Here is a 23,028-nt window from a genome sequence, read left to right on the forward strand (position 1 = left end):
CCCCCCGCCGCACTGCGGCCTTACTTACGGGGTGATCTGTCAGGATCAACACGATTAAAGGGCTGGCACCTGCAAACGACCAGCCGTTCAACATATGGGAGATATCCATGACCCTGATGAAAAAATTCCTGGGGGCCGCTGCTGCTGTTGCCCTGTCGGCGGGCGCTGTTGTTGCGGAACCGGCCCTGATTTTCGACCTCGGCGGCAAGTTTGACAAGTCGTTCAACGAAGCCGCCTATAACGGCGCGGCGCGTTGGGCGGGCGAGCACGGCACCAGCTTCCGCGAAATCGAGCTTCAGTCCGAAGCCCAGCGTGAACAGGCCCTGCGCCGCTTCGCCGAAGCGGGCAACAACCCGATCGTGATGACCGGCTTTGCCTTTGGCAACGTGCTTTCCGAAGTTGCCCCCGATTACCCGGATACCAAGTTTGCCATCATCGACATGGTGGTGGATGCTCCCAACGTGCGCTCGGTTGTCTTCAACGAACATGAAGGTTCCTATCTCGTCGGCATGATGGCGGCGATGGCCTCGAAAACCGGCACGGTCGGCTTTATCGGCGGCATGGACATCCCGCTGATCCGCAAATTCGCCTGCGGCTACGTGCAGGGCGTCAAGGCGGTGAACCCGGATGCCACCGTGATCCAGAACATGACCGGCACCACCCCGGCGGCCTGGAACGACCCGGTGAAGGGCTCGGAACTGACCAAGGCCCAGATCAGCCAAGGGGCTGACGTGGTTTATGCTGCGGCGGGCGGCACCGGCGTCGGCGTTCTGCAGACCGCAGCCGACGAAGGCATCCTGTCGATCGGCGTGGACAGCAACCAGAACTACCTGCACTCGGGCAAGGTTCTGACCTCGATGATGAAACGCGTGGACAACGCCGTTTACGAAGCCATGAAAGAGGGCGACAACCTCGACATGGGCATCTATGTGATGGGCGTGGCCAATGGCGGCATCGACTATGCGCTCGACCAGCACAACGAAGCCCTCGTGACCGGCCCGATGAAGCGTGAAGTGGACAAGGCCAAGGAAGCGATCTCCAGCGGCGCGCTGTCCGTGCATGACTACATGTCGGACAACACCTGCCCGGTGGAATAATCCACGGGCGATCAGAGCCTTAGCACCTGAAAACAGGGCCGTGCCATGGCGGCGCGGCCCTTCTTGCAAGGACATTGCGATGTCAGACGCAATCCACCGCTTCTTTCAAGCCTGGGGCGACAGCGACCCGGACACCCGCGCCGCGACCCTGCGCGAGACCCTCTGCGAAGACATCACCTATCTGGACCCGCGCACGCCCGAAGCTCTGACCTCGGTTGCAGCGCTGATCGACTATGTCGCGATGTATTCGGCGCAGGCCCCCGGCGCGACCGCCCGCGTCGCGCATCACAGCACAACCGGCGCACATCACCGCGCCACCGTGGAATTCGCCATGCCCAACGGCATGACGCAGCACGGCCAGTATTTCATAGACCTCGACAACCAGTCGCGCCTCAAGCGCCTCATCGGTTTTGTCGGATTGGGAGAGCCGGAATGACAGCCCCCGCCATCGAACTCAAAGGCATCTCCAAGGCCTTTGGCCCCGTCCAGGCTAACAAGGACATTTCGATCTCTGTTCAGCCGGGCACGATCCACGGCATTATCGGCGAAAACGGCGCCGGTAAATCGACGCTGATGTCGATCCTCTACGGCTTTTACAAGGCCGATGCGGGTGAGATTTTCATCAAGGGTCAGAAGACCCTGATCCCCGACAGCCAGGCCGCGATCTCTGCCGGGATCGGCATGGTATTTCAGCATTTCAAACTGGTCGAGAACTTCACCGTTCTGGAAAACATCATCCTCGGGGCCGAGGATGGCCGCCTTTTGCGCCCCTCGCTTGCCAAGGCCCGCAAGGAGCTCAAGCATCTCGCCGAAGAATACGAGCTTAACGTCGATCCCGACGCGCTGATCGAGAACCTCTCCGTGGGCCACCAACAGCGGGTCGAGATTCTCAAGGCGCTGTATCGTCAGGCCGATATCCTCATTCTCGACGAACCGACTGGCGTGCTGACCCCGGCCGAGGCGGATCAGCTCTTCCGCATCCTCGACCGGCTGCGCGAAGAAGGCAAAACCATCATCCTGATCACGCATAAACTGCGCGAGATCATGGAAATCACCGACACCGTTTCCGTGATGCGGCGTGGCCAGATGACCGCCACGGTCAAAACCTCCGACACAAGCCCGCAGGAACTCGCCGAACTCATGGTGGGACGCAAGGTACTGCTGCGCGTCGACAAGAAACCGGCCACGCCGGGCGAGGTGGTGCTTGAGGTGGAAAACCTGCGCGTCATCGACGACAAGGGCGTCGAACGGGTCAAGGGCATCGACCTCACCGTGCGTGCGGGTGAAATCGTCGGCATTGCCGGGGTCGCGGGCAATGGCCAATCCGAACTGCTCGAAGTGCTTGGCGGCTTTGCCGAGGGCACCGGCACGATCCGCATGAACGGCACCGAGATCCCGCTTTCGGGGCTGGGGGCCGATGGGCAGGCCCGGCGCGAAGCGGGCATCTGCCACGTCCCCGAGGACCGACAGCGCGAAGGCCTGATCATGGACTATACCGCTTGGGAAAACACAGTGTTTGGCTATCACCGCAACCCTGAATACCAATCCGGCATCCTGATGGACAACGCCGCTATTCAGACCGAAGCCGAAGCCAAGATGGAGCGTTTCGACGTCCGCCCCCCCGATCCCAAACTGGCCGCCAAGAACTTTTCCGGCGGCAACCAGCAAAAGATCGTTCTGGCCCGCGAAATCGAACGCAACCCCGACCTCCTGCTTGTCGGCCAACCGACACGCGGCGTGGACATCGGCGCCATCGAGTTCATTCACCAACAGATCGTCAACCTGCGTGATCAGGGCAAGGCGATCCTTCTGGTCTCGGTGGAACTTGATGAAATCCTGTCCTTGTCCGACCGCATCGCAGTGATGTTTGACGGGCATATCATGGGTGAACGCAGCCCGGACCAGACCGACGAAAAAGAACTTGGCCTGATGATGGCCGGGATTACCCAGGAACCCGAAGGCGACCTCGCCAAGGTGGTGGACCAGCAATTCGCGCTGCAAGAACAGGAACGGGAGGGCGAAGCCAATGGATAAGATGCCCCAATGGGCCGACGTGGTCCTGATCCCGCTGATCTCCCTCATCCTTGCCGCGATCCTGTCCGCCCTCGTGATCCTTGCGATCGGCGAGAACCCGATCGATGCTTTCAACCTCATGGTTCAGGGCGCGCTGATGCGCTCTGCCGGCTGGGGCTATACGCTCTATTACGCGACAAACTTCATGTTCACTGGCCTCGCCGTGGCCGTGGCCTTTCACGCCCGCATGTTCAACATCGGCGGCGAAGGACAAGCCATGCTGGGGGGGCTTGGCGTGGCCCTTGCCTGCCTCTACATCCCGTGGCCGCACTGGTCGCTCGCCATCATTGGCGCAACCGTCGGCGCAGCTCTTTTCGGCGCGGCGTGGGCCTATATCCCGGCCATCCTACAAGCCAGGCGCGGCAGCCATATCGTGATCACCACGATCATGTTCAACTTCATCGCCGCCGGGGTGCTGAACTATCTTCTGGTCAACATGCTCCGTCCCGTCGGCGCGATGGACCCGGCCACCGCCAAATTCCCCGAGGCCACCCATCTGCCCACGTTCCGCGACATGTTCTCGACCGCTGACAACATCATGTTCCGCGGCGCCCCGGCCAATGTGACCTTCTTCATCGCCATCGCCGCCTGCGTGTTGGTCTGGTATCTGATCTGGCGCACAAGGCTGGGTTATGAAATCCGTGCTTTCGGACATTCGGAATCTGCCGCCAAATATGCCGGGATCAGCCCTGTGCGCATCACCGTGATCGCCATGCTGATCTCGGGCGCGCTGGCGGGCCTCATGTCGATCAACACCACCATGGGCGAAAGCGAACGCCTGATCCTGAACTCGACCGAAGGCGCGGGCTTTATCGGCATCGCCGTGGCGCTCATGGGCCGCTCGCACCCGTTCGGCGTCTTCCTCGCCGCCATCCTTTTTGGTTTCCTCTATCAGGGCGGCGCCGAGCTTGCCCTCTGGACCAATATCCCGCGCGAATTGATCGTCGTCATACAGGCGCTGGTGATCCTCTTTACCGGAGCGCTCGACAACATGGTGCGCATGCCGCTTGAAAAACTCTTCCTTGCCCTGCGCCGGAGGGACGCGTGATGGATTTCCTGACTATCATCCAGATTCTGGACAGCACCATTCGCCTTGCCACCCCGCTCCTGCTGGCCTGTCTTGCCGGACTCTATTCCGAGCGCGCGGGCATCTTCGACATCGGGCTTGAAGGCAAGATGCTCTTTGCCGCGTTCTTCTCTGCGGCCATCGCCTATTCCACGGGCTCCGTCTGGCTTGGCCTGCTCGCGGGCATCGCCAGTTCACTGGTGCTTTCAGTGGTGCACGGGCTGGCTTCGATTACCTTCCGGGGCAATCAGCTCATTTCCGGCGTGGCGATCAACTTCCTTGCTGCAGGCATGACCGTGCTTGTTGCGCAGGATTGGTTCAAACAGGGCGGGCGCACGCCCTCGCTCCCGGACGAGGCACGTTTCGGCCCGATCACCTTCCCCTTTGCGGACGCTCTTGAAAATGTTCCGATCCTCGGTCCCATCTATTCGGAACTGCTGTCTGGACATTCGCTTCTGGTCTACGTCGCCTTTGCCTGCGTTCCGCTGACATGGTGGGTCCTGTTCCGCACCCGCTTTGGCCTGCGTCTGCGCGCCGTCGGGGAAAACCCCGCCGCTGTGGACACCGCCGGTGTCTCGGTTGTTGGCCTGCGCTATGCGGCCGTAATGATCTGCGGCGTACTCTGCGGCATTGCCGGAGCCTATCTCGCCACCGCGCTTCAGGCCGGTTTCGTCAAAGACATGACCGCAGGGCGCGGTTTTATCGCGCTCGCCGCACTGATCTTTGCCAAGTGGCGCCCATGGTATGCGCTCTCGGCCACCCTGCTCTTTGGCTTCCTGCAGGCCATCGCCCTGCGCTACCAGAATATCGAGCTTGGAAACTTCGTCATCCCGGTCCAGTTCATGGACATCCTGCCCTATATTCTGACCGTGGTGATTCTCGCCGGTTTCGTTGGACGTGCCATCCCGCCGCGCGCCGGTGGCGAACCTTATGTCAAGGAACGCTAGACCGATAAGTCCAGATCACGAAAAGATTTCAGACCTGCCAGCAAATTTGAGCGCTGGCAGGTTGATTTTCTGCGTGTGCTAACAGTATCAAAAAACATGCAGATATACCTCCCGATTGCCGAAGTCTCCGTCAACGCCTTCCTCTTGCTGGGGCTCGGGGGCATGGTTGGGATCCTGTCGGGCATGTTCGGCGTGGGTGGCGGCTTCCTGATGACGCCGCTTCTATTCTTTATTGGCATCCCCCCAGCGGTCGCCGTGGCCACCGAAGCCAACCAGATCGTCGCTTCGTCCTTTTCCGGCGTCCTGGCCCATTTCAAACGAAAAACCGTCGATCTCAAGATGGGTTGCGTGCTGCTTGTCGGCGGCCTCATAGGTGCCGCGCTTGGCGTCGTGGTCTTCAACTACCTGAAATCCCTTGGACAGGTCGATCTCCTTGTGCGGCTCTGCTACGTCGTTTTCCTCGGCGTGATCGGCAGCCTGATGTTCGTCGAAAGCCTCAACGCGATCCGCAAGTCGCGCAAGAATTCCGGCCCGGTCAAACGCAAGAAACACAATTGGATTCACGGCCTGCCCTTCAAGATGCGCTTCCGCGTTTCGGGCCTTTATATCTCCGTGATCCCGCCAGTCCTTGTAGGTGTCGCCGTGGGCATCCTTGCCGCGATCATGGGCGTGGGCGGTGGATTTATCATGGTGCCTGCGATGATCTATCTTCTGGGCATGCCCACCAAGGTGGTGGTCGGCACCTCGCTCTTCCAGATCATCTTCGTGACCGGCTTCACCACGCTTTTGCACGCCACCACCAACTTCACCGTGGATATCGCGCTGGCCGTGCTCCTTCTGGTCGGCGGCGTGATTGGTGCCCAGATCGGCACCCGGATCGGCACCTACCTCAAGGCCGAACAACTGCGCATCCTGCTGGCCCTCATGGTGATCCTGGTCTGCGCCAAGCTTGCGCTCGATCTGCTCCTTCAACCATCCGAGCTCTACTCGCTCGGCGCGCCGGGGGGGCACTGATCCATGCTGCGCGCCCTCGTTCTTCTGCTGCTCACCGCCCTGCCGCTTTCCGCGGAAGAGGTGGTGCTTGGACTCAGCCAGGACAAGGTTGCCATCACCGCCACATTTGACGGCTCGGAAATCCTGATCTTCGGCGCGGTCAAACGAGAAGAGCCGATCAAGCCCGCGCCCCCCCTAGAAGTCGTCATCACGGTCTCTGGCCCGTCTGAACCGATCACCGTGCGCCGCAAGGAACGCCGCTTCGGCATCTGGGTAAATACGGACACGGTCGAGGTTGATGCAGCCCCAACCTTCTACGCCGTGGCCACCTCGGCCTCCTTCCATGACACCCTCTCCAATGTCGAGGACCAACGCCACAGTGTCTCGATCGAGCGCGCTATTCGCTCGGTCGGAGCACCGTCTTCCATCGAAGATTCACAGAACTTTACGCGGGCTCTGATCCGTATTCGCAAGGACCAGGGGTTATACCAGCGACTGGAACAAGCGGTGCAGGTCGACGAACAGACCCTGTTCCGAACTTCGATCAAGATGCCCGCCAACCTCACCGAAGGCGAATATCCCACTCGCATCTTCCTGACCCGTGGCGGCGAGGTGGTGTCCCAGCTGGAAACCACGATCGACGTGGACAAGGTCGGGCTCGAGCGCTGGCTTTATGACCTGTCCCGCCAGAAACCGCTGATCTACGGGCTGATGTCACTTGCCATTGCCATCGCCGCGGGATGGGGCGCTTCGGCTGCCTTCCGCCTGCTCCGTCAGGGGTAACAAGCCCTTTTTCGCCAGGCCTAGCCGCGCCCTATATAGGCCATCTGCGTGGCCATCACCGTCATGAACTGCACATTCGCATTGAGCGGCAGCTCGGCCATGTGCAGCACCGACCGCGCCGCGTCCCCCACATTCATGGTGGGATTTGGGTCCTTGCCTTCCGCCTTCAGGCGCGCGTTCAGCTCCGCCACCATGTCCGTTTCGGCATTGCCGATGTCGATCTGCCCGCAAGCGATCCCAAGCGGGCGTCCGTCCAGCGACAGACTCCGGGTCAGCCCGGTAATCGCGTGTTTCGTCGTCGTATAGCTGACCGACCCCTCGCGCGGAACATGCGCGGAAATCGACCCGTTGTTGATAATCCGCCCACCCGCCGGGTCCTGCGTTCGCATCTGTCTGAACGCAAGCCGCGCCGCGATGAACATGCCCCGCAGGTTGACGTTCACAACCGCGTCGAAATCCTCGACCTCCAGCGCATCAATCGCCCCCGGCTTGCCAAACATCCCGGCATTGTTGAACAACACGTCCAGCCGCCCGGCCTCCTTCACGAAGACCTCAAACGCCGCCTCCATCGCCTGCGGATCAGTCACATCTGCCGGCAGCGCCACAGCGCCCGCATGTTTCGCCGCCATCGCTTCCAGCGGCTCCACACTGCGCGCCACCAGACCCACGCGCCATCCCGCGTCGAGAAACACCTCGGCCGTTGCCCGGCCAATCCCCTGGCTCGCACCTGTAATCAGAATGGATTTCATTGCTCTTCCTCCTGCAAAACCAGGGGCACAGGCGCCACGGTCAGATCATCCACCCGGAGCGGTCCGGTCGGCTTGGCCAACCGGTTGCGCACCACCCAGTAAAGCCGCTCGGACGCCCGCGTGATCGCTACATAGGCCAGCCGTTTCCACAGGGGTTGCCCCGCCTCCACCCGCCCCATGCGCGCCGCCACGAACAGGTCAGGTGCAAAGACCTGCACGTTGTCCCATTGCGACCCTTGCGCCTTGTGGATCGTCACCGCCGCCCCATGCAAAAACGTCGCCCCCATGCGCGCGGCATAGGGGATGAACGGCTCTTCCTCATCCGGAAGTTCGATCTTGACGATCGACGCCGCGGATACGCGCGGATCTTCGGCGCCCATCACATGCAGACGCGAAAACCCCGGCTTGCGCCCCGGCCCCAAATAAATGACCTGTGCCCCCTTGATCAGCCCACGCGCCTCAAGGTCCAACCGCTTCTTGCGATGCTTGAGCGGCAGCTCGATCCCGTCGCAAATCAGCGGCTCTCCTTCGAGCAACGCGTCTTCCGGCGCGCCATGCACCTGCCGAAACGCATTGATCAGACGAATCCGCGTTGCGTTTCGCCAAACCAGAACCGGCGAGCGCGCCATCAGGTCCACCTCGACCCGCTGTGCCCAAACCACCCGGTCATCCTTGCGCGCTGTTTCTTCCACCATGCGCTCGAAATCGTGGAACTCAAGCTGCGGATCGCTCAGCGCATGGGCCAGATCAAGGATCGGGTTATCCGCGTCCTGCCTGTGAATCCGGTGCAGCATGTGCTTGGATTTCTCGGGCAGCTTGTCGAACACCATGGCACCGGACTGGTTCACCGGCGCAAGCTGCGCCGGGTCGCCAAACAGAACCAGCGTCGAGAAAATCTCTTTCAGATCCTCGAATTGCTTGTCATCCAGCATCGAGCCTTCATCGACAAACCCGATATCGAGCGGCTCATCCCGCCGCTTCCAGCCAGTGATGAAATCCGACCCGCGCAAACCCGCCGCCGCCAAAGCACCGGGGATGGATTTATGCTGTTTGTAAAACGCCGCCGCGCGCTCGAGCGCCTCTTCGGTCAGCCCCTCGATCTCGGGCTGCTCGCCATTCCCGGCCAGCCAATCCGCGATCTTTTCGTATTCCGGGTCATAGACGGGGGTATAGATGATCCGGTGAATCGTCGTCGCCGGCACGCCCCGCATCCGCAAGACGCTGGCCGCCTTGTTGGTGGGGGCCAGAATCGCCAGCGTGCGCCGGTCCTTGCGCCTGCGCCCCTCGTAATCCCCCGACACGATGTCGACCCCGGCCTCGTCCAGTGCCTTGACCAACTCGGCAAGTAACAGCGTTTTGCCAGATCCAGCCTTGCCCATCACCGCCGCGACCGCTTCCCGACCTTCCTGCGGTGGCGTCAGTATCCCCTCCTCGATGTCCACGCCAACATTGCGCAGCATCTCGGAGATAGAGTCATAGGCGTCTGCCTGATCATGGCTGAGGGTGAGCGCGTTTGGTGTCATGGCGCGACCCTACAGCCGCGCCACGCCCTCTGCCAGCGCAGATCAAGCGCTTTGTGCGAATTGCTCAACCTGATCGCTACCGAACGCTTCCTCGAACCAAGCGCGCGATTGCGCCGGGTCAATGCCTGCCCGCCGCGCCACCTTGGCGCGCGCCTCTTCCGTGAAGCTCCAGAGGCCAACGCTGATTTGTTCACGCCCCTGCCCTTCGGACCCAAGCACCTCGGGCGACGAGCCGATCAGCCGGTAAATCCGCACCATGCGCGCATCGAACACACCCACGTAATGCTCGACCCCAAAACCGGTCATCACCTCGCCACCGCCCAGCATCAAGGCCGCTGCGGTGCGCGGTTCCGCATCCCGAGCCAGGCAGAACCGGGTGCATTCCCAGATCAACGGGCTTTCGATCCGCACGCCATCGGTTAGGTGCAGGAAATGGTCGTTCACCATGCACGACCCAGTCGTCGGCAAAAGCCGCATCGACCCGCCATGGCCACCATCGGCCTTTTCCCAGATCACGTAAAGCGGGTTCAGCGCATCATATTCGTCGCGCTCTTCCCCCTTGTCATCGACGTGAACGTCCCATTCGAGACGCGTCTTGAACTGATCCGCACGGTCACGGAACATGTCCCGTTTCAGCTTCGGAAACTTATGAAGATCATTGGCATAGATATAACGGAGCATTCTGGCATCCCTTCCCTTTCGAGCAGAGAAACAAATAGAGAACATCCCTTAAAGCCATCCTAACGCTTGGCTCGGTGCGTTAACCTTTTCATATGACGATCAGGCCTCGACTGAGCGCCTTGGCGACCGCGTGGGTTGTATTGAGCGCCCCCAGCTTGAAGCGCGCGCTTTCGATATAGACCCGCAGCGTATGCTCTGAGATCGACAGTGTTTCAGCCACCTGTGCCCGGGAATAGCCAATCGCAATAAGCGTCATCGCGTCCACTTCGCGCGGCGACAGGGCGCGGGCCTGCTCCGGCGCGCGCCCCGGCTCGAATTCCAAAGCTTTCTGGTTGAACTCATGCGCGATCAGGATCAGATCGCGCCGGTTGGCATCCGTGAATGTGGCCCAAGTATCGTCGTCGCAATGGTGGCTGACCGTGAACAAGGCGAATTGACCGTTCGGTCCGCGGATCGGAATTGAAAACCCCTGATTGCCGACCCCGTGAGTGATGGCTTCGCGCTGAAACGCGCGCGCCGCCTTGCCAGACCAGTCCAACCGCTTCCAGTCGACCGGATGAAATCGTTGAAAACACCCAACAATCACTGGATCCGTTCGGATGTAATCCTGCTCGATATAGCGGTCGCGCCAGGCGTCGGAATAAGTCCCGCAGCCGTATTGATCCCCATTGGCGCTGACCCAGTGATAGACCATGTGGTCGACACCGAAATGGTCTCTCAGCTCCTCGATCGCGATTTGCAGCGCGTCAAGCTCTTGCGCGTGTTCCAACTCCTCCAGTATGTGTTCCCGTCGTTGCATCATCCCCATGCCGCGCTGTCCCTGCCCTTTCAGCCATCGACACGATCTCGGTCGCGGCCACCAGCCTTGTATCATCCAGCTGGTCTGCCAATCCGTCCAAACCGTTCGCCTGAGCAAAGGTCCGTAAGTCCGCGAGAACGTCGAGTATCCAGTCGTATTTCATATTTGACTCTCGTTATCAGTGGTTAATGAAAGGTTAATACAAGCATAGCACGAGTGCCCCACGTTAAGATATTCACTGATTTTCTCTCCCCCGAAATGGTGAGGGATGGGATGGGCAAGGCTTTGAACTCAAACACAGCCGGTCTCAGAACAAAAAACACCCCCGGACCGCAACGCGATTCGGGGGTGATTCGAAAGGGTGTGAACCCGCGCCTTTCGGCGTTCGTTACTTCTTGCCGGCTTCCAGCACGTCCTCAACAGTGCGCAGGCCGGTTTTCGGCGCCTGAACCAGAACAGCCATGTTGCCCGGCTTGTGCTCGTTGCGGAGCATCTTGGTGTGGGCTGCCGGGATCTCGTCCCAGGCAAAGACTTCCGACATGCAGGGATCAAGACGGCGCTCGATCATCAGGCGGTTGGCCGAAGCAGCCTGTTTCAGGTTCGCGAAGTGCGAGCCCTGCAGGCGCTTCTGGTGCATCCACATGTAACGCACGTCAAAGGTTGTGTTAAAGCCGCTGGTACCGGCACAGATCACGACGATCCCGCCCTTTTTCACCACCAAGGTCGACACCGGGAAGGTCGCCTCGCCCGGATGTTCGAATACCATGTCGACGCTCACGCCTTTGCCGGTGATGTCCCAGATCGCCTTGCCGAACTTGCGGGCTTCTTTCAGCCACTCGTTATACTCGGGGCTGTTCACCGTGGGCAGTTGGCCCCAGCAGTTGAAGTCCTTGCGGTTGATCACGCCCTTGGCGCCCTGATCCATCACGAACTGGCGCTTGCTCTCGTCCGAGATCACACCAATCGCGTTGGCGCCCGCCGTGTTGGCCAGCTGGATCGCATAAGACCCCAGACCGCCCGAAGCACCCCAGACCAGAACGTTCTGACCGGGCCGCAATTCGTGCGGGTGGTGGCCGAACAGCATCCGGTAGGCGGTGGCCAGCGTTAGCGTGTAGCACGCGCTCTCTTCCCAGGTCAGGTGCTTGGGGCGCGGCATCAGCTGCTGGGCCTGCACCTTGGTGAACTGGGCAAACGAGCCGTCGCCGGTCTCATAGCCCCAGATCCGCTGCGTCGGAGAGAACATCGGGTCGCCGCCGTTGCATTCCTCGTCGTCACCGTCATCCTGGTTACAGTGAATGACAACCTCGTCGCCCACTTTCCAGTTCTTCACCTTGTCGCCAACTTTCCAAACGATGCCCGAGGCATCGGAACCGGCGATGTGGTAATCTTGGCCATGCACGTCAAACGGCGAGATCGGCTTGCCGAGACCTGCCCAGACACCGTTATAGTTCACGCCTGCGGCCATCACGAGCACCAGAACCTCGTGGCTGTCCACTTCCCAGGTGTCCACAACTTCCATCTGGAACGACTGTTCCGGCTCGCCGTGGCGCTCACGGCGGATCGCCCAGGCGTACATCTGCTTCGGCACATGACCCAGCGGGGGCATTTCCCCGATTTCGTAAAGATCTTTCTTCGGCGCGTCGTACGCTGCAATGGCGCTATCGGTATCCAGAGCCATGATTGCCTCCTGTTAATGTCCTGTTTCGCCGCAACGCAGAATCGCGGCGTCTGAAACATGGAATATCCACGGCCTTGTAATATTGCAACCACATTTGGGGTGATTTTGTAATTTTATGACCCAGCGGTTGCAGAAAATTCTGCTGCACCTGCAAAATCACATCAAAAGATGCCGGATCGAGTTCGCATAAAAGGCCAACGCCTGCGTTTGCTCCGGGTTCACCCGGTAACAGCCTTCGCATCTGAGAATCATGCGACGTTCTTCAAGCGTGCGCAGCCCGACCTCGACCGCATAGCTCATGTCATCGCGCGGCAGGTGCACATGCGCCTTGTTGAGCTTGATCACCCACGTCGCGAAAGCGGCCTCGATCGCCGCGCGCGACAGCGGGTTCTCACCATCCTCGATGATCGCCGCGACCAATGGCACCGGGAGCACCGGCACGACCGAATTGATCCGGTGCATCAGTTCCTCGGCCAATGGTTCGGCGATGTCGCCGACATGATGCGCGGCAAAGGTTTTGAGCGACAAGGGATGCCCAAAGCTCACCGCCGCATAGCCGAACTTGTGATACTTGCCCCGGATTCTCAACCAGATCTGCTTGAGGAAGAAACCCGAGATCACGCTGATACGCGCATGGAACCCACGCCCGTTGCGCGCCAGCGCCTCAAGCAGGATGCGATCTTCCAGTACCCGATCATAGTTCAGTGCCACCGGCACGAACACCACGTCGCGCGCCTCCGGATCAAACCCGTCGGTGATGTATTTCAACAATCCCATCTTTGGCTCTTGCGGCGCCCCGTCCAGACTCAGCCGCCCCTCGGGGAACATCGCCTGCGTCACCCCGCCCTGCGTGGCCAGCCGCACATAGGCCGCCAGCACCTTGCGATAGAGCGTATTGCGTGATTTGCGCCGGATGAAATAGGCGCCCATTGCCTTGATCAGTCGGCTGAGCGGCCAGACCCGTGCCCATTCCCCCACCGCATAGGCCAGCGCCGAGCGTTCGGCAGCAAGATATGTCACGAGCACATAATCCATGTTGCTGCGATGGTTCATCACGAAAACCACCGTCGCGTCCGTCGGGATATGTTTAAGCCCCGACTCATCAAAATGTCCCAGCCGCACCCGGTAAAGCGCCGTGCTCAGGAACCTGGCAAGCCTGATCGCCACCCCGAAATAGGCCGAGGCCGAAAAGGACGGTACGATCTCCCGCGCATAGCGCTTGGCCTCTTCAAAGGCGACGTTTTCGGGAATGCCCTGCTCGGCGGCATGATCGGCCACCGCCTGTGCCACGTCGGGCTGATAGATCAGCCGCTGGATCATGTCATAACGCCGCGCCAGCTTGAACGGCTCGATCGGACGCTCAAGCCGCGTATTAAGCTGCGCAACGGCTTTCTCCATCCGGCGCCGGAAAAACCAGCGCACCGAGGGGAAAAGCAGGTGACTTGCCGCCGTGACCGCTGCAAACAGCAGGATCAGGACAAAAAGCCAAAGGGGAAGTTCTACGGTCGAGCCCATGGGCAACTCTTGCAATGCAACGCGGCAAGGTAAATATCAAAACGCATGAAAAACAGGCAGCCCCCATGCACGCGCTAACGATCACCCGTGGCTTTTGCGAAACAGAACGGGACACCGTGGCCCGTCTCTATTGGGATGCCTTTTCGGGCAAGCTTGGCCCCGTGATGCGCCCGCGCGCGCGCGCGCTCGCGTTCTTCACTTCTGTCCTCGACCCGGAATTCGCCCTGACCGCCCGCGACGACACCGGCACTCTGCTGGGGGTTGTCGGTTTCAAGACGGCCTCCGGCGCGCTGGTCGGCGGGTCCTTGCGTGACATGGCCCAGGTCTATGGCTGGGTCGGTGCGCTTTGGCGCGCGAGCGTGCTCTCCCTGCTGGAACGCGACACCGTTACCGATACCCTTCTTTTGGACGGGATATTTGTCGCCCCCGAGGCGCGCGGGCGCGGGGCGGGGACCGCGCTGCTCACCGCCATCAAGGCCGAAGCCCGCGACCGAGGTCTCTCCTTCGTCCGGCTGGACGTCATCGATTCCAACCCGCGCGCCCGTGCCCTTTACGAACGCGAAGGTTTTGTCGCAGGCGAAACCGAGCATATCGGCCCTTTGCGACATATCTTTGGCTTCAGAAGCGCGACGAAGATGGTATGTGTGGTCGCAGCATAATTGCCGCAATGCAGCGAATTGACTTGCACATGATATTTCGCATATCTACGCTCTGACGCAACAATATTGCCCAACCGATTCATGAGGACGCTCCATGTCGCAGACGCAGAAAGACCGCCCCTGGCTCATCCGAACCTATGCCGGCCATTCCACCGCCAAGGCGTCCAACGCGCTTTATCGCTCCAACCTTGAAAAGGGTCAGACCGGTCTTTCGGTGGCTTTCGATCTGCCCACCCAGACCGGCTATGACAGCGATCACGTCCTGTCGCGCGGGGAAGTGGGCAAGGTGGGCGTGCCCGTCTGCCACCTCGGCGACATGCGCACCCTGTTTGACGAGATTCCGCTCGAACAGATGAACACTTCGATGACGATCAACGCCACCGCCCCGTGGCTTCTGGCGCTCTACATCGCCGTGGCCGAAGAGCAGGGCGCCGACGTTTCCAAGCTTCAGGGCACCGTCCAGAACGACCTGATCAAGGAATACCTGTCGCGCGGCACTTATATCTGCCCGCCCGCCCCATCGCTCAAGATGATCGCGGACGTGGCCGAGTATTGCTATACCAACGTGCCGAAATGGAACCCGATGAACGTGTGTTCCTATCACCTGCAAGAGGCCGGCGCGACGCCCGAACAGGAACTGGCCTTTGCCCTCGCCACAGCCATCGCCGTGCTGGATGCGCTGAAACCGCGCGTTCCCGCAGAAGACTTCCCGGCGCTTGCGGGCCGTATCTCGTTCTTCGTCAACGCCGGTATCCGTTTCGTCACCGAAATGTGCAAGATGCGCGCCTTCGTCGATCTCTGGGACGAGATCCTCGAAACCCGCTATGGCGTCGACAACCCGAAATTCCGCCGCTTCCGCTATGGTGTTCAGGTCAACTCGCTCGGCTTGACCGAACAGCAGCCCGAAAACAACGTCTACCGCATCCTGATCGAGATGCTGGCCGTGACCCTGTCGAAAAAGGCCCGCGCCCGCGCGGTTCAGCTTCCCGCATGGAACGAGGCCCTTGGCCTGCCCCGCCCCTGGGACCAGCAATGGTCGATGCGCATGCAACAGATCATGGCCTTTGAAACCGACCTTCTGGAATATGACGACCTGTTCGACGGCAATCCCGCCGTTGACCGTAAGGTCGAGGAATTGAAGGAAGGCGCCCGCCACGAGCTCGCCAATCTCGAAAGCATGGGCGGCGCCATCGACGCAATCGACTACATGAAGTCCCGCCTTGTCGATTCCAACGCGGACCGCCTGAACCGGATCGAAGCCGGGGAAACCGTGGTCGTCGGCGTGAACAAGTTTCAGAAGGGCGAAGTTTCGCCGCTGATGACCGGCGATGGCGGCATCATGGTGGTGGACCCCGCCGTGGAACAGGAACAGATCGACCGCCTGAACGCATGGCGCGCCGAGCGCGACAGCACCGCCGTCGAAAAGGCGTTGGCCGACCTGCGCGCCGCCGCGCAAGCCGGGCAAAACGTTATGCCCGCGTCGATCGCCGCCGCCAAGGCCGGTGTCACCACCGGGGAATGGGCCGCGCAGATGCGCGTCATCCATGGCGAATACCGTGGCCCCACCGGCGTGTCCGGATCGCCCTCGAACAAGACCGAAGGGCTGGACGATATCCGCACCGCCGTCGACGCGGTCTCGGACAAACTGGGCCGCCGCCTCAAGTTCGTGATCGGCAAACCCGGTCTTGACGGTCACTCCAACGGCGCCGAACAGATCGCCTTCCGGGCCCGCGATTGCGGCATGGACATCACCTATGACGGCATCCGCCTCACGCCCGAGGAAATCGTCGCCAAGGCTCTCGAGGACAAGGCACATGTCGTCGGGCTTTCGATCCTGTCCGGCAGCCATATCCCGCTGGTTGAAGACCTGATGCAACGTATGCGCGACGAAGGGCTGGGCGATACGCCGGTCATCGTCGGCGGCATTATTCCCGACGAAGACGCCGACCGTCTGCGCGCCATGGGTGTGGCACGGGTTTATACGCCGAAAGATTTCGAATTGAATACGATCATGATGGATATCGTAACTTTGGCAGATCCCAAGGCAGTAGCCGCCGAATAAAGACGCCAAAGCGCATCAAACTAATTCTAATTGGCTCTATTCGGATACCGAATAGGGCCTTTTTTCGGACTGACACAAATTGGCCCCTGTATATCGACTCGGCGATATTGGAAAAAAGCATGAAAGGAACAAGCGAGAGGGAAGCCATGAAACTGGATGGAATGTCCGCCGACGAATTGATCGCGCTCAAAGAGCGGATTGACGCGCAATTGCTCAAACTCGAAGCTGAACGCAAGGAAAACGCGCTCAAGGCCATCAGGGAAGCTGCCGAAAAACACGGCTACACACTTGATGAAATTGCCTCCATCGCAGGCAAGCGCAAGGGCGCACTGGCCAAAGGTGTCCCGAAATACGTTCATCCCCAAGACCCCACGACCACCTGGACCGGAAAGGGCCGCAAACCAAAGTGGTTTGACGAGGCGCTGGCTGCCGGGATCACACCGGACCAGATGGAACTCTGATCCCCAGCTTGCTCCGACTCGGGGCATGGGGCACAATCAGACCAAGAGGTGCCCCATGTCCTTCATAGCGTTTTCCGTAAAGATAACCGGACGGGTTCAGGGCGTCGCATTTCGCAACTGGACCCAATCCCGCGCCCGGTCGCTGGGTTTGGCAGGCTGGGTGCAGAATGACCCGACCGGCTCGGTCAGCGCTTTCGTGCAAGGCCCCAAGACCAACGTCGAAACCCTGCTCAACGATCTCTGGTCCGGACCTGCCGCCGCCTCGGTGCGCGATGTGCAATCCTCCAAGGCCACGCCCGACGACAGCCTGACTGGGTTCTCCATCCTGCGCTGACGCCCCTTCCCCCTTGCGCAAAGGCCCGGCTTGCCTTCATCTTGTGGCTCTGAAAACTTTTGCGCGAGGCATCCCCATGACCATCCATATCGGCGCCGAACCGGGCCAGATTGCTGAAACTGTCCTTTTGCCGGGGGATCCATACCGGGCGAAATGGGCGGCTGAAACGTTTTTAAAAGACGTGGAATGCGTCAACCAGGTGCGCGGGATGCTCGGCTTTACGGGAACGTGGAATGGCCATCGCGTCACCATTCACGGGTCGGGCATGGGTATGCCGTCGCTGTCGATCTATGCCAATGAGCTGATCACGTCCTACAATGCCCAGACCCTGATCCGCATCGGATCCTGTGGGGGCATGCAAAAATCGGTGAACGTACGTGACGTGATCATCGCTATGACCGCCACGTCGATTTCAACCCCCTCGCGCGGCATCTTCAAGGAAATCAATTTTGCGCCATGCGCCGATTACGGCCTCCTGCGCGCCGCCGCCGACGCCGCCGTGGCGCGCGGCACACCGACCCATGTGGGCGGCATCTATTCTTCGGACGTGTTCTATGACGAACGCCCCGACCTCAATGAACAGATGATCCGCCACGGCATCCTTGGAGTCGAAATGGAAGCAGCCGAACTTTACAACCTCGCCGCCCGCCATGGCCGGCGTGCCTTGGCCGTGCTCACCGTCTCAGACCACCTGATCACACACGAGGCGCTTCCCTCCGAAGACCGCGAAAAGACCTTTGGAGATATGGTCGAAATCGCGCTAGAGGCCGCTTTCGCCAGCCAGTAACCGCAACAATGCCTGCAAGGGCGGCGAAGCTTTGCCGCCCTTCTTTCCCAATTCCAACCATCGCGGCAATACGGCCCGCGTTTCGAACGGTGCCACCAAGGCGCCGCTCTCGAGATGCCGCGCCACCAACGCGCCGTGCCCCATCAGCACCCCGGCGCCATGCACCGCCTCTTCCACGGCCAGCGCATAAAGTGAATAGACCGGCCCCTTCACGCCAGCACATGTGCCCGCCGCAGCCAGCCACGTCTCCCAGTCCCGGTCCCAAACCGCATCCGACAGGCACGCCACGCCAGCCAGATCACCCACATCGCGTAACTGCGCGGCCACCTGCGGTGCGCAAACCGGAAAGATCTCGTCCTTTTCGATCCGCGTGCCGTCTCCGGCGCCGTAAAACACCGTCAAATCGAACGGCTCGCGCGCCATGTTCGGCGGTTGCTCCATCGCCGTGACCGATATCTCCACGTCGGGCAACGCCGCCCGGATAGCAGGCAGGCGCGGGGACAGCCAGAGCTGGGCAATCGCGGGCAAGGCCGCCACGTGCAACCGCCCCGGTGCCGCCGCTTCCCGCAAGGCGCCCACAGCCCCGCCCATGGCATCAAAGGCCGCACTCAACTCGGGCAACACCCGCGCCCCGACCCGGCTCAGCACGACGCCCTGCGCGCGCCGCTCGAACAACGCCGCCCCACACCAATCCTCAAGCGTCTTGATCTGCTGCGCCACGGCGCCCGGCGTCACGCACAACTCATCCGCCGCGCGGGCAAACCCGCCCAGCCGCGCCGCCGCCTCAAAGGCGCGCAAGGCCGTCATCGGAGGCCCCTTGGGCCGGGGAGGCAGCACCGCCATCTGATTACCCATAGTTTTACTATGCCTAATTATCATGAAATCTGGTTTGCGCCCAGCCCGCTTTCACGGTCCAATCCAAAACAAGTCAAACCGGAGCCCATCATGTCCCATCTTACTCCCCGCCCCTGGGTGCCTGCCACCTGCGAAACCCTGATACAGCGCATTGCCCAAGACACCGCGCAGGCGAGCAGCACGGAGATCGCCAATCGTCTGACAGCACTGGCAGATCAGAACCGTCAGATCCACGAACAGGACTGCTTCAACCTCAACCCGGCGACCAATGTCATGAACCCGGCCGCCGAGGCCCTGCTCGCCTCCGGCCTCGGCTCGCGCCCGTCGCTGGGCTATCCAGGCGACAAGTACGAAATGGGGCTTGAGGCGATGGAGGAAATCGAAGTCATCGCCGCCGAGCTCTGCGCCGAGGTTTTCGAGGCGCAATACGCCGAAATTCGCGTCCCCTCGGGCGCGATTGCCAATCTCTACGGCTTCATGTCGTTCTGCAAACCGGGGGATGCCATCATCACGCCGCCGGCCGAGGTCGGCGGCCACGTCACCCACCATGCCGCCGGCTGCGCAGGCCTTTACGGGCTGGAAAGCCACGCCGCCCCGGTAAATGCAGATGGTTATACTGTCGATCTCGACGGGCTGGCCGCGCTGGCCCGCAAGGTCAAGCCTGCGCTCATCACCATCGGCGGCTCTCTGAACCTTCTGGAACATCCCGTCGCCGAGATCCGGGCCATTGCCGATGAGGTTGGTGCGCATGTGCTGTTCGACGCGGCCCATCAATGCGGCATGATCGCGGGCAAGGCATGGAAAAACCCGCTCGCCGAGGGCGCGCATATGATGACGATGAGCACCTACAAGTCGCTCGGCGGCCCACCCTCGGGCCTGATCGTCACCAACGAGCCCGAGGTCGCCCGGCGGCTCGATGCCATTGCCTTTCCCGGCATGACTGCCAACTTCGACGCGGCCAAATCCGCAGCCCTTGCCATGACCATGCTTGACTGGCGCGATTTCGGGCCCGCCTATGCACAGGCAATGATCGACATGAGCACCGCGCTGGCCGCCGCGCTTCAGGCCGAAGGCATCGCGTGTTTTGAAACCCATGACGGCCCCACCCGGTCGCATCAATTCGCGGTGCTGGCGGCCCCCTTTGGCGGTGGGCAGACCGCGTCAAAAACCCTGCGCAAGGCCGGTTTCCTTGCCTGCGGGATCGGCCTGCCGGTAGATGCGGTCACGGGTGACATGAACGGCCTACGTATCGGCACGCCCGAGCTCGTGCGCTGGGGCATGGGCGCAGAACACGCCCCCGAGTTGGCCGCACGCATTGCCGCCGCCCTGCGCGCCAACGCGCCCGAAAGCCTTGCCTCCGAAACCGCTGCATGGCGCGCCACGTTCGATCAGCTGCATTTCATTCACGGCGGGGACGCTCCCGCCCGATGATCGGGCCAGCAAGCTGACCCGGCATCGGTTGGGCCGGGCCCTGGACCCGCAAGAGCGGGCCCAGGGCGGCGGCGCGCGTGCGCGCCTTGTTTGAGTATTTTTGGCAAAATGAAGACAGGGCGCGGTGGCTTAACCTGTGGGGAAACGCCGCCTCATACCGACGCAATACCGACGTGAAACCGATGCATGACCGATCGCGGTTTCGCCTGTTAACCAGGGCAATCGCACCGGATTCGCGCCGCTTGCGCCACCCTGCCGGGAACGGATGCGCAAGGCTTTGTTAACCAAGCCCATGGCTGCGGTCATACCCGTTGACCGGAGGTGGGGTCCAATCCTGCAGAGCTTTTATTGCCGGTTCAAACACCTCGACCAGCAATGGGTGGCAGGTCGCGCTGTCTGAGCTGTGCTCGGTCGAGCAATCCCCTCCGGGACAGGCACTCAACGCCCCCAGCAGGTCGATTTCCGCAAAGAATTCAAGGTAGTCGCCGGGCCGCACAGGACTGGCCTTCATGAAATATTGCCCGGTATCGCGAGTAAAGCCGGTGCACATGAAGACATTGAGCACGTCATGCACCTGCCGCTCGGCCACCTTCGGATCAAGCCCGGTTTCATCGGCCAGTGCCCGCGTCAGGTTGGAATGGCAGCAATGGTGATACTGGCTCCCGGACAGGAGATTGCCGGTATAAGGATCACAGCGCGTGCCGATCACGTCATGCACCGATCCGCCCCATTCATCCTTTCCATACCATTCCAGTGTATCCTCCACGATTGTCGCCATCGGCCTGAGCGCCGGGAAAGAGGACCACATCCGCATGCCTGTTGTCAGGTGCGTGCCATGCAAGGCGCGGGTCTTGCCGGAATAGAACCTTTCGTTGAGATCCTGAGCGTTCCACAGGTTCAGGTCGCCCACCTGCGGCCCATCGACCGAGGAAATGCGAAAAAACTGCCCTGCGGGGACCGTAAAGCACCGCGCCTCCCTCGCAGGGACAAGCACCTCGCCCACTTTTCGCGCCGTTGCACGCGCTGTTTGGTAAAGTGCCATGGGTGGCACAGGCAGGGTCTCGTTCGGGTAACAGATGACGGGCTTGATCGCGCGGCGCGCGGCGGCATCCTCGGGAATGTGGGCCATTCGGGGGGCTCCCTTGTTGCGAACTCCCCCGAATGAACCCTCCCTCCCCAGGATTGGCAAGCCTCAGATGACGATCACATCCAGCGGCGGGAAGCCGTTGAATCCGATCGTGGCATAGGTCGACGTGTAGGCACCGCAGTTGCGGATCACGATCCGGTCCCCGGATTTCAACCCCAGCGGCAGTTGTACGGGTTGTTTTTCGTACAGAACATCGACGCTGTCACAGGACGGGCCGGCCAGCACGCAAGGCCCAGTGTCCTCGTGGTCGCGCTCAGTAAGAAACTGGTAACGGATCGCCTCGTCCATGGTTTCTGCCAACCCGGAGAACTTGCCAATGTCGAGATAGACCCAGCGGTGCAGATCGTTGTCCGACTTGCGGCTGACCAGAAGAACCTCGGCGGCAATCGCACCGCATTCCCCCACCAGACCACGGCCCGGCTCGGCCATCACATGTGCGACATCACCAAAACGGGTCGCGATTTGTCCCATGACTTCAGCGGCATAGGAGGTCGCACCCTGTACTTCCACGCCGTAAAACGCCGGGAAGCCGCCACCGATGTTGAGCACCGACAGGTCATGACCGGCCGCTTTCGCGTCAGCCCAGACACCCGCCACCTGATCCAGAATGGGGGCCCACATCGCGGCGCGCCGTGTCTGCGAGCCGACATGGAATGATACGCCCACCGGGCACAGGCCCAGTGACACCGCATAATCCATGAGAGACACCGCTTTGCCCGGTGCGCAGCCGAATTTGCGGGTCAGTGGCCAGTCGGCCTCGGTGGCCTCGACGATCAGGCGCACATAGACACTGGCACCCGGCGCGAACTCCGCGAGCTTGTCCAGTTCTTCTTCGGCATCAACCGCGAAAAGCTCCACACCTGCCCCATAAGCAAAAGCAATGTCGGCAGGTTTCTTGACGGTATTGCCAAAGGACACATGCGCAGGCGCAGCCCCTGCGGCAAGGCACATCTCGATCTCGGCGCGGCTCGCGGCATCAAAGCGGCTGCCCAGCGCGCAGAGCGTCTTCAGGATTTCCGGCGCCGGGTTTGCCTTGACCGCATAGTGGATGACAGCCCGCCCCAGACCCGCCTTGAGCGCACCGTACTGGCGGGCAACGGCCTCGGTATCCAGAACCAACGTCGGGCGTTCAAAACGGTTTTGCAGGATGAAAGCTTCTGCGCGTGAAATACCACGCGACTCGTGATCGGGGGCGAAAGCCCCGGTTGCGTATGCGTACATTGGTCATCTCCAAAAGACCTGACCCGGCGGGTCAAAACTCAAAGGGAGACGTTACCGTCGCTACGTAACTTGGGGGCGACCCTTACGACAGAGGCGCGTGCGTTGGCGTCTTGATACGCCATATCGGGCCAAAGCCAATTTCAATCAAGCATTTTCTTTTCAGCAAC

Annotated in this window: 22 protein-coding genes; 13 read left to right on the forward strand and 9 right to left on the reverse strand. The window is 61.1% G+C overall.

Going from position 1 to position 23,028, the window contains the following annotated elements:
- Positions 1–107: 107 nt before the first annotated feature.
- The 7 genes from BMZ35_RS01290 to BMZ35_RS01320 all read left to right on the forward strand — a co-directional run bounded on the left by BMZ35_RS01290 (position 108) and on the right by BMZ35_RS01320 (position 6,959).
- The gene (locus BMZ35_RS01290; protein WP_093090143.1) at positions 108–1,097 is read left to right on the forward strand and encodes a BMP family lipoprotein; all 990 of its coding nucleotides are present in this window, start codon (positions 108–110) and stop codon (positions 1,095–1,097) included.
- Positions 1,098–1,176: 79 nt separating this feature from the next.
- Positions 1,177–1,533 (forward strand): nuclear transport factor 2-like protein, encoded by a 357-nt coding sequence (locus tag BMZ35_RS01295; RefSeq protein ID WP_093090145.1) that lies wholly within the window; start codon positions 1,177–1,179, stop codon positions 1,531–1,533.
- On the forward strand, positions 1,530–3,131 hold the full coding sequence (locus BMZ35_RS01300) for an ABC transporter ATP-binding protein (protein ID WP_093090147.1): 1,602 nt from the start codon (positions 1,530–1,532) through the stop codon (positions 3,129–3,131). The genes BMZ35_RS01295 and BMZ35_RS01300 overlap by 4 nt, the downstream gene beginning before the upstream one ends.
- Entirely contained in the window at positions 3,124–4,218 is a 1,095-nt protein-coding gene (locus tag BMZ35_RS01305; protein ID WP_093090149.1) for an ABC transporter permease, read from the forward strand. The genes BMZ35_RS01300 and BMZ35_RS01305 overlap by 8 nt, the downstream gene beginning before the upstream one ends.
- On the forward strand, positions 4,218–5,183 hold the full coding sequence (locus tag BMZ35_RS01310) for an ABC transporter permease (RefSeq protein WP_093090151.1): 966 nt from the start codon (positions 4,218–4,220) through the stop codon (positions 5,181–5,183). Before BMZ35_RS01305 ends, BMZ35_RS01310 begins: the two co-directional genes overlap by 1 nt.
- 96 nt (positions 5,184–5,279) lie before the next feature.
- Positions 5,280–6,197: a sulfite exporter TauE/SafE family protein gene (locus BMZ35_RS01315; RefSeq protein WP_093090153.1), complete on the forward strand. Its 918-nt coding sequence runs from the start codon at positions 5,280–5,282 to the stop codon at positions 6,195–6,197.
- Positions 6,198–6,200: 3 nt separating this feature from the next.
- The gene (locus BMZ35_RS01320) at positions 6,201–6,959 is read left to right on the forward strand and encodes a TIGR02186 family protein (RefSeq protein WP_093090155.1); all 759 of its coding nucleotides are present in this window, start codon (positions 6,201–6,203) and stop codon (positions 6,957–6,959) included.
- Between the two features lie 20 nt (positions 6,960–6,979).
- On the opposite strand, the gene BMZ35_RS01325 is transcribed toward BMZ35_RS01320, so the two are convergent.
- The 6 genes from BMZ35_RS01325 to BMZ35_RS01350 all read right to left on the reverse strand — a co-directional run bounded on the left by BMZ35_RS01325 (position 6,980) and on the right by BMZ35_RS01350 (position 13,904).
- The gene (locus BMZ35_RS01325) at positions 6,980–7,708 is read right to left on the reverse strand and encodes an SDR family oxidoreductase (RefSeq protein WP_093090157.1); all 729 of its coding nucleotides are present in this window, start codon (positions 7,706–7,708) and stop codon (positions 6,980–6,982) included.
- Positions 7,705–9,231: an ATP-dependent DNA helicase gene (locus BMZ35_RS01330; protein WP_093090159.1), complete on the reverse strand. Its 1,527-nt coding sequence runs from the start codon at positions 9,229–9,231 to the stop codon at positions 7,705–7,707. Before BMZ35_RS01330 ends, BMZ35_RS01325 begins: the two co-directional genes overlap by 4 nt.
- A 42-nt stretch (positions 9,232–9,273) precedes the next feature.
- A complete protein-coding gene (locus tag BMZ35_RS01335; RefSeq protein ID WP_093090161.1) occupies positions 9,274–9,912 on the reverse strand; it encodes an acyl-homoserine-lactone synthase in 639 nt (212 codons plus the stop codon).
- An 88-nt stretch (positions 9,913–10,000) separates the two neighbouring features.
- Positions 10,001–10,720, reverse strand: a complete 720-nt coding sequence (locus tag BMZ35_RS01340) for a helix-turn-helix transcriptional regulator (protein ID WP_423227738.1) — start codon at positions 10,718–10,720, stop codon at positions 10,001–10,003.
- A gap of 379 nt (positions 10,721–11,099) precedes the next feature.
- Positions 11,100–12,389: a crotonyl-CoA carboxylase/reductase gene (gene ccrA, locus BMZ35_RS01345; RefSeq protein ID WP_093090163.1), complete on the reverse strand. Its 1,290-nt coding sequence runs from the start codon at positions 12,387–12,389 to the stop codon at positions 11,100–11,102.
- Between the two features lie 156 nt (positions 12,390–12,545).
- Positions 12,546–13,904 carry a 1-acyl-sn-glycerol-3-phosphate acyltransferase gene (locus BMZ35_RS01350; protein ID WP_093090165.1) on the reverse strand — a complete coding sequence of 453 codons (1,359 nt, stop codon included), beginning with the start codon at positions 13,902–13,904 and terminating at the stop codon, positions 12,546–12,548.
- Between the two features lie 65 nt (positions 13,905–13,969).
- Between BMZ35_RS01350 and BMZ35_RS01355 the strand changes: the two genes are divergently transcribed.
- The 5 genes from BMZ35_RS01355 to deoD all read left to right on the forward strand — a co-directional run bounded on the left by BMZ35_RS01355 (position 13,970) and on the right by deoD (position 18,207).
- On the forward strand, positions 13,970–14,563 hold the full coding sequence (locus BMZ35_RS01355; RefSeq protein WP_093092456.1) for a GNAT family N-acetyltransferase: 594 nt from the start codon (positions 13,970–13,972) through the stop codon (positions 14,561–14,563).
- A 94-nt stretch (positions 14,564–14,657) separates the two neighbouring features.
- Positions 14,658–16,625 carry a protein meaA gene (locus BMZ35_RS01360; RefSeq protein WP_093090168.1) on the forward strand — a complete coding sequence of 656 codons (1,968 nt, stop codon included), beginning with the start codon at positions 14,658–14,660 and terminating at the stop codon, positions 16,623–16,625.
- Positions 16,626–16,744: 119 nt separating this feature from the next.
- Positions 16,745–17,086 carry an H-NS histone family protein gene (locus BMZ35_RS01365; RefSeq protein ID WP_093090170.1) on the forward strand — a complete coding sequence of 114 codons (342 nt, stop codon included), beginning with the start codon at positions 16,745–16,747 and terminating at the stop codon, positions 17,084–17,086.
- A 55-nt stretch (positions 17,087–17,141) separates the two neighbouring features.
- On the forward strand, positions 17,142–17,420 hold the full coding sequence (locus tag BMZ35_RS01370; protein WP_093090172.1) for an acylphosphatase: 279 nt from the start codon (positions 17,142–17,144) through the stop codon (positions 17,418–17,420).
- A 76-nt stretch (positions 17,421–17,496) separates the two neighbouring features.
- Complete coding sequence (deoD, locus tag BMZ35_RS01375; protein ID WP_093090174.1) at positions 17,497–18,207, forward strand: purine-nucleoside phosphorylase; 711 nt, start codon at positions 17,497–17,499, stop codon at positions 18,205–18,207.
- Here the strand turns inward: deoD and BMZ35_RS01380 are convergent.
- Positions 18,181–19,014 carry a LysR family transcriptional regulator gene (locus BMZ35_RS01380; RefSeq protein ID WP_242654668.1) on the reverse strand — a complete coding sequence of 278 codons (834 nt, stop codon included), beginning with the start codon at positions 19,012–19,014 and terminating at the stop codon, positions 18,181–18,183. The two genes, deoD and BMZ35_RS01380, sit on opposite strands and share 27 nt — an antisense overlap.
- A 138-nt stretch (positions 19,015–19,152) precedes the next feature.
- Here BMZ35_RS01380 and BMZ35_RS01385 point away from each other — a divergent pair, with 138 nt between their 5' ends.
- Positions 19,153–20,493, forward strand: a complete 1,341-nt coding sequence (locus BMZ35_RS01385; protein WP_093090175.1) for a serine hydroxymethyltransferase — start codon at positions 19,153–19,155, stop codon at positions 20,491–20,493.
- 280 nt (positions 20,494–20,773) lie between these two features.
- Here BMZ35_RS01385 and BMZ35_RS01390 read toward each other — a convergent pair whose 3' ends face one another.
- A complete protein-coding gene (locus tag BMZ35_RS01390; protein WP_093090177.1) occupies positions 20,774–21,622 on the reverse strand; it encodes an urea carboxylase-associated family protein in 849 nt (282 codons plus the stop codon).
- A 63-nt stretch (positions 21,623–21,685) separates the two neighbouring features.
- On the reverse strand, positions 21,686–22,861 hold the full coding sequence (locus BMZ35_RS01395; RefSeq protein WP_093090179.1) for a type III PLP-dependent enzyme: 1,176 nt from the start codon (positions 22,859–22,861) through the stop codon (positions 21,686–21,688).
- Positions 22,862–23,028 lie beyond the last annotated feature (167 nt).

Origin of the sequence: Shimia aestuarii (assembly GCF_900114635.1) — a bacterium.
Taxonomy (GTDB): domain Bacteria; phylum Pseudomonadota; class Alphaproteobacteria; order Rhodobacterales; family Rhodobacteraceae; genus Shimia; species Shimia aestuarii.

Excerpts from the sequence above, each read along its gene's own strand:
- deoD (WP_093090174.1), top strand. The coding sequence starts at position 17,497 with ATGACCATCCATATCGGCGCCGAACCGGGCCAGATTGCTGAAACTGTC.
- BMZ35_RS01300 (WP_093090147.1), top strand. The coding sequence starts at position 1,530 with ATGACAGCCCCCGCCATCGAACTCAAAGGCATCTCCAAGGCCTTTGGC.
- BMZ35_RS01380 (WP_242654668.1), bottom strand. The coding sequence starts at position 19,014 with ATGACGGCCTTGCGCGCCTTTGAGGCGGCGGCGCGGCTGGGCGGGTTT.
- BMZ35_RS01390 (WP_093090177.1), bottom strand. The coding sequence starts at position 21,622 with ATGGCCCACATTCCCGAGGATGCCGCCGCGCGCCGCGCGATCAAGCCC.
- BMZ35_RS01370 (WP_093090172.1), top strand. The coding sequence starts at position 17,142 with ATGTCCTTCATAGCGTTTTCCGTAAAGATAACCGGACGGGTTCAGGGC.
- BMZ35_RS01360 (WP_093090168.1), top strand. The coding sequence starts at position 14,658 with ATGTCGCAGACGCAGAAAGACCGCCCCTGGCTCATCCGAACCTATGCC.
- BMZ35_RS01395 (WP_093090179.1), bottom strand. The coding sequence starts at position 22,861 with ATGTACGCATACGCAACCGGGGCTTTCGCCCCCGATCACGAGTCGCGT.
- BMZ35_RS01330 (WP_093090159.1), bottom strand. The coding sequence starts at position 9,231 with ATGACACCAAACGCGCTCACCCTCAGCCATGATCAGGCAGACGCCTAT.
- BMZ35_RS01385 (WP_093090175.1), top strand. The coding sequence starts at position 19,153 with ATGTCCCATCTTACTCCCCGCCCCTGGGTGCCTGCCACCTGCGAAACC.
- BMZ35_RS01295 (WP_093090145.1), top strand. The coding sequence starts at position 1,177 with ATGTCAGACGCAATCCACCGCTTCTTTCAAGCCTGGGGCGACAGCGAC.
- BMZ35_RS01325 (WP_093090157.1), bottom strand. The coding sequence starts at position 7,708 with ATGAAATCCATTCTGATTACAGGTGCGAGCCAGGGGATTGGCCGGGCA.
- BMZ35_RS01365 (WP_093090170.1), top strand. The coding sequence starts at position 16,745 with ATGAAAGGAACAAGCGAGAGGGAAGCCATGAAACTGGATGGAATGTCC.
- BMZ35_RS01305 (WP_093090149.1), top strand. The coding sequence starts at position 3,124 with ATGGATAAGATGCCCCAATGGGCCGACGTGGTCCTGATCCCGCTGATC.
- BMZ35_RS01290 (WP_093090143.1), top strand. The coding sequence starts at position 108 with ATGACCCTGATGAAAAAATTCCTGGGGGCCGCTGCTGCTGTTGCCCTG.
- ccrA (WP_093090163.1), bottom strand. The coding sequence starts at position 12,389 with ATGGCTCTGGATACCGATAGCGCCATTGCAGCGTACGACGCGCCGAAG.
- BMZ35_RS01320 (WP_093090155.1), top strand. The coding sequence starts at position 6,201 with ATGCTGCGCGCCCTCGTTCTTCTGCTGCTCACCGCCCTGCCGCTTTCC.
- BMZ35_RS01355 (WP_093092456.1), top strand. The coding sequence starts at position 13,970 with ATGCACGCGCTAACGATCACCCGTGGCTTTTGCGAAACAGAACGGGAC.
- BMZ35_RS01350 (WP_093090165.1), bottom strand. The coding sequence starts at position 13,904 with ATGGGCTCGACCGTAGAACTTCCCCTTTGGCTTTTTGTCCTGATCCTG.
- BMZ35_RS01310 (WP_093090151.1), top strand. The coding sequence starts at position 4,218 with ATGGATTTCCTGACTATCATCCAGATTCTGGACAGCACCATTCGCCTT.
- BMZ35_RS01335 (WP_093090161.1), bottom strand. The coding sequence starts at position 9,912 with ATGCTCCGTTATATCTATGCCAATGATCTTCATAAGTTTCCGAAGCTG.
- BMZ35_RS01340 (WP_423227738.1), bottom strand. The coding sequence starts at position 10,720 with ATGGGGATGATGCAACGACGGGAACACATACTGGAGGAGTTGGAACAC.
- BMZ35_RS01315 (WP_093090153.1), top strand. The coding sequence starts at position 5,280 with ATGCAGATATACCTCCCGATTGCCGAAGTCTCCGTCAACGCCTTCCTC.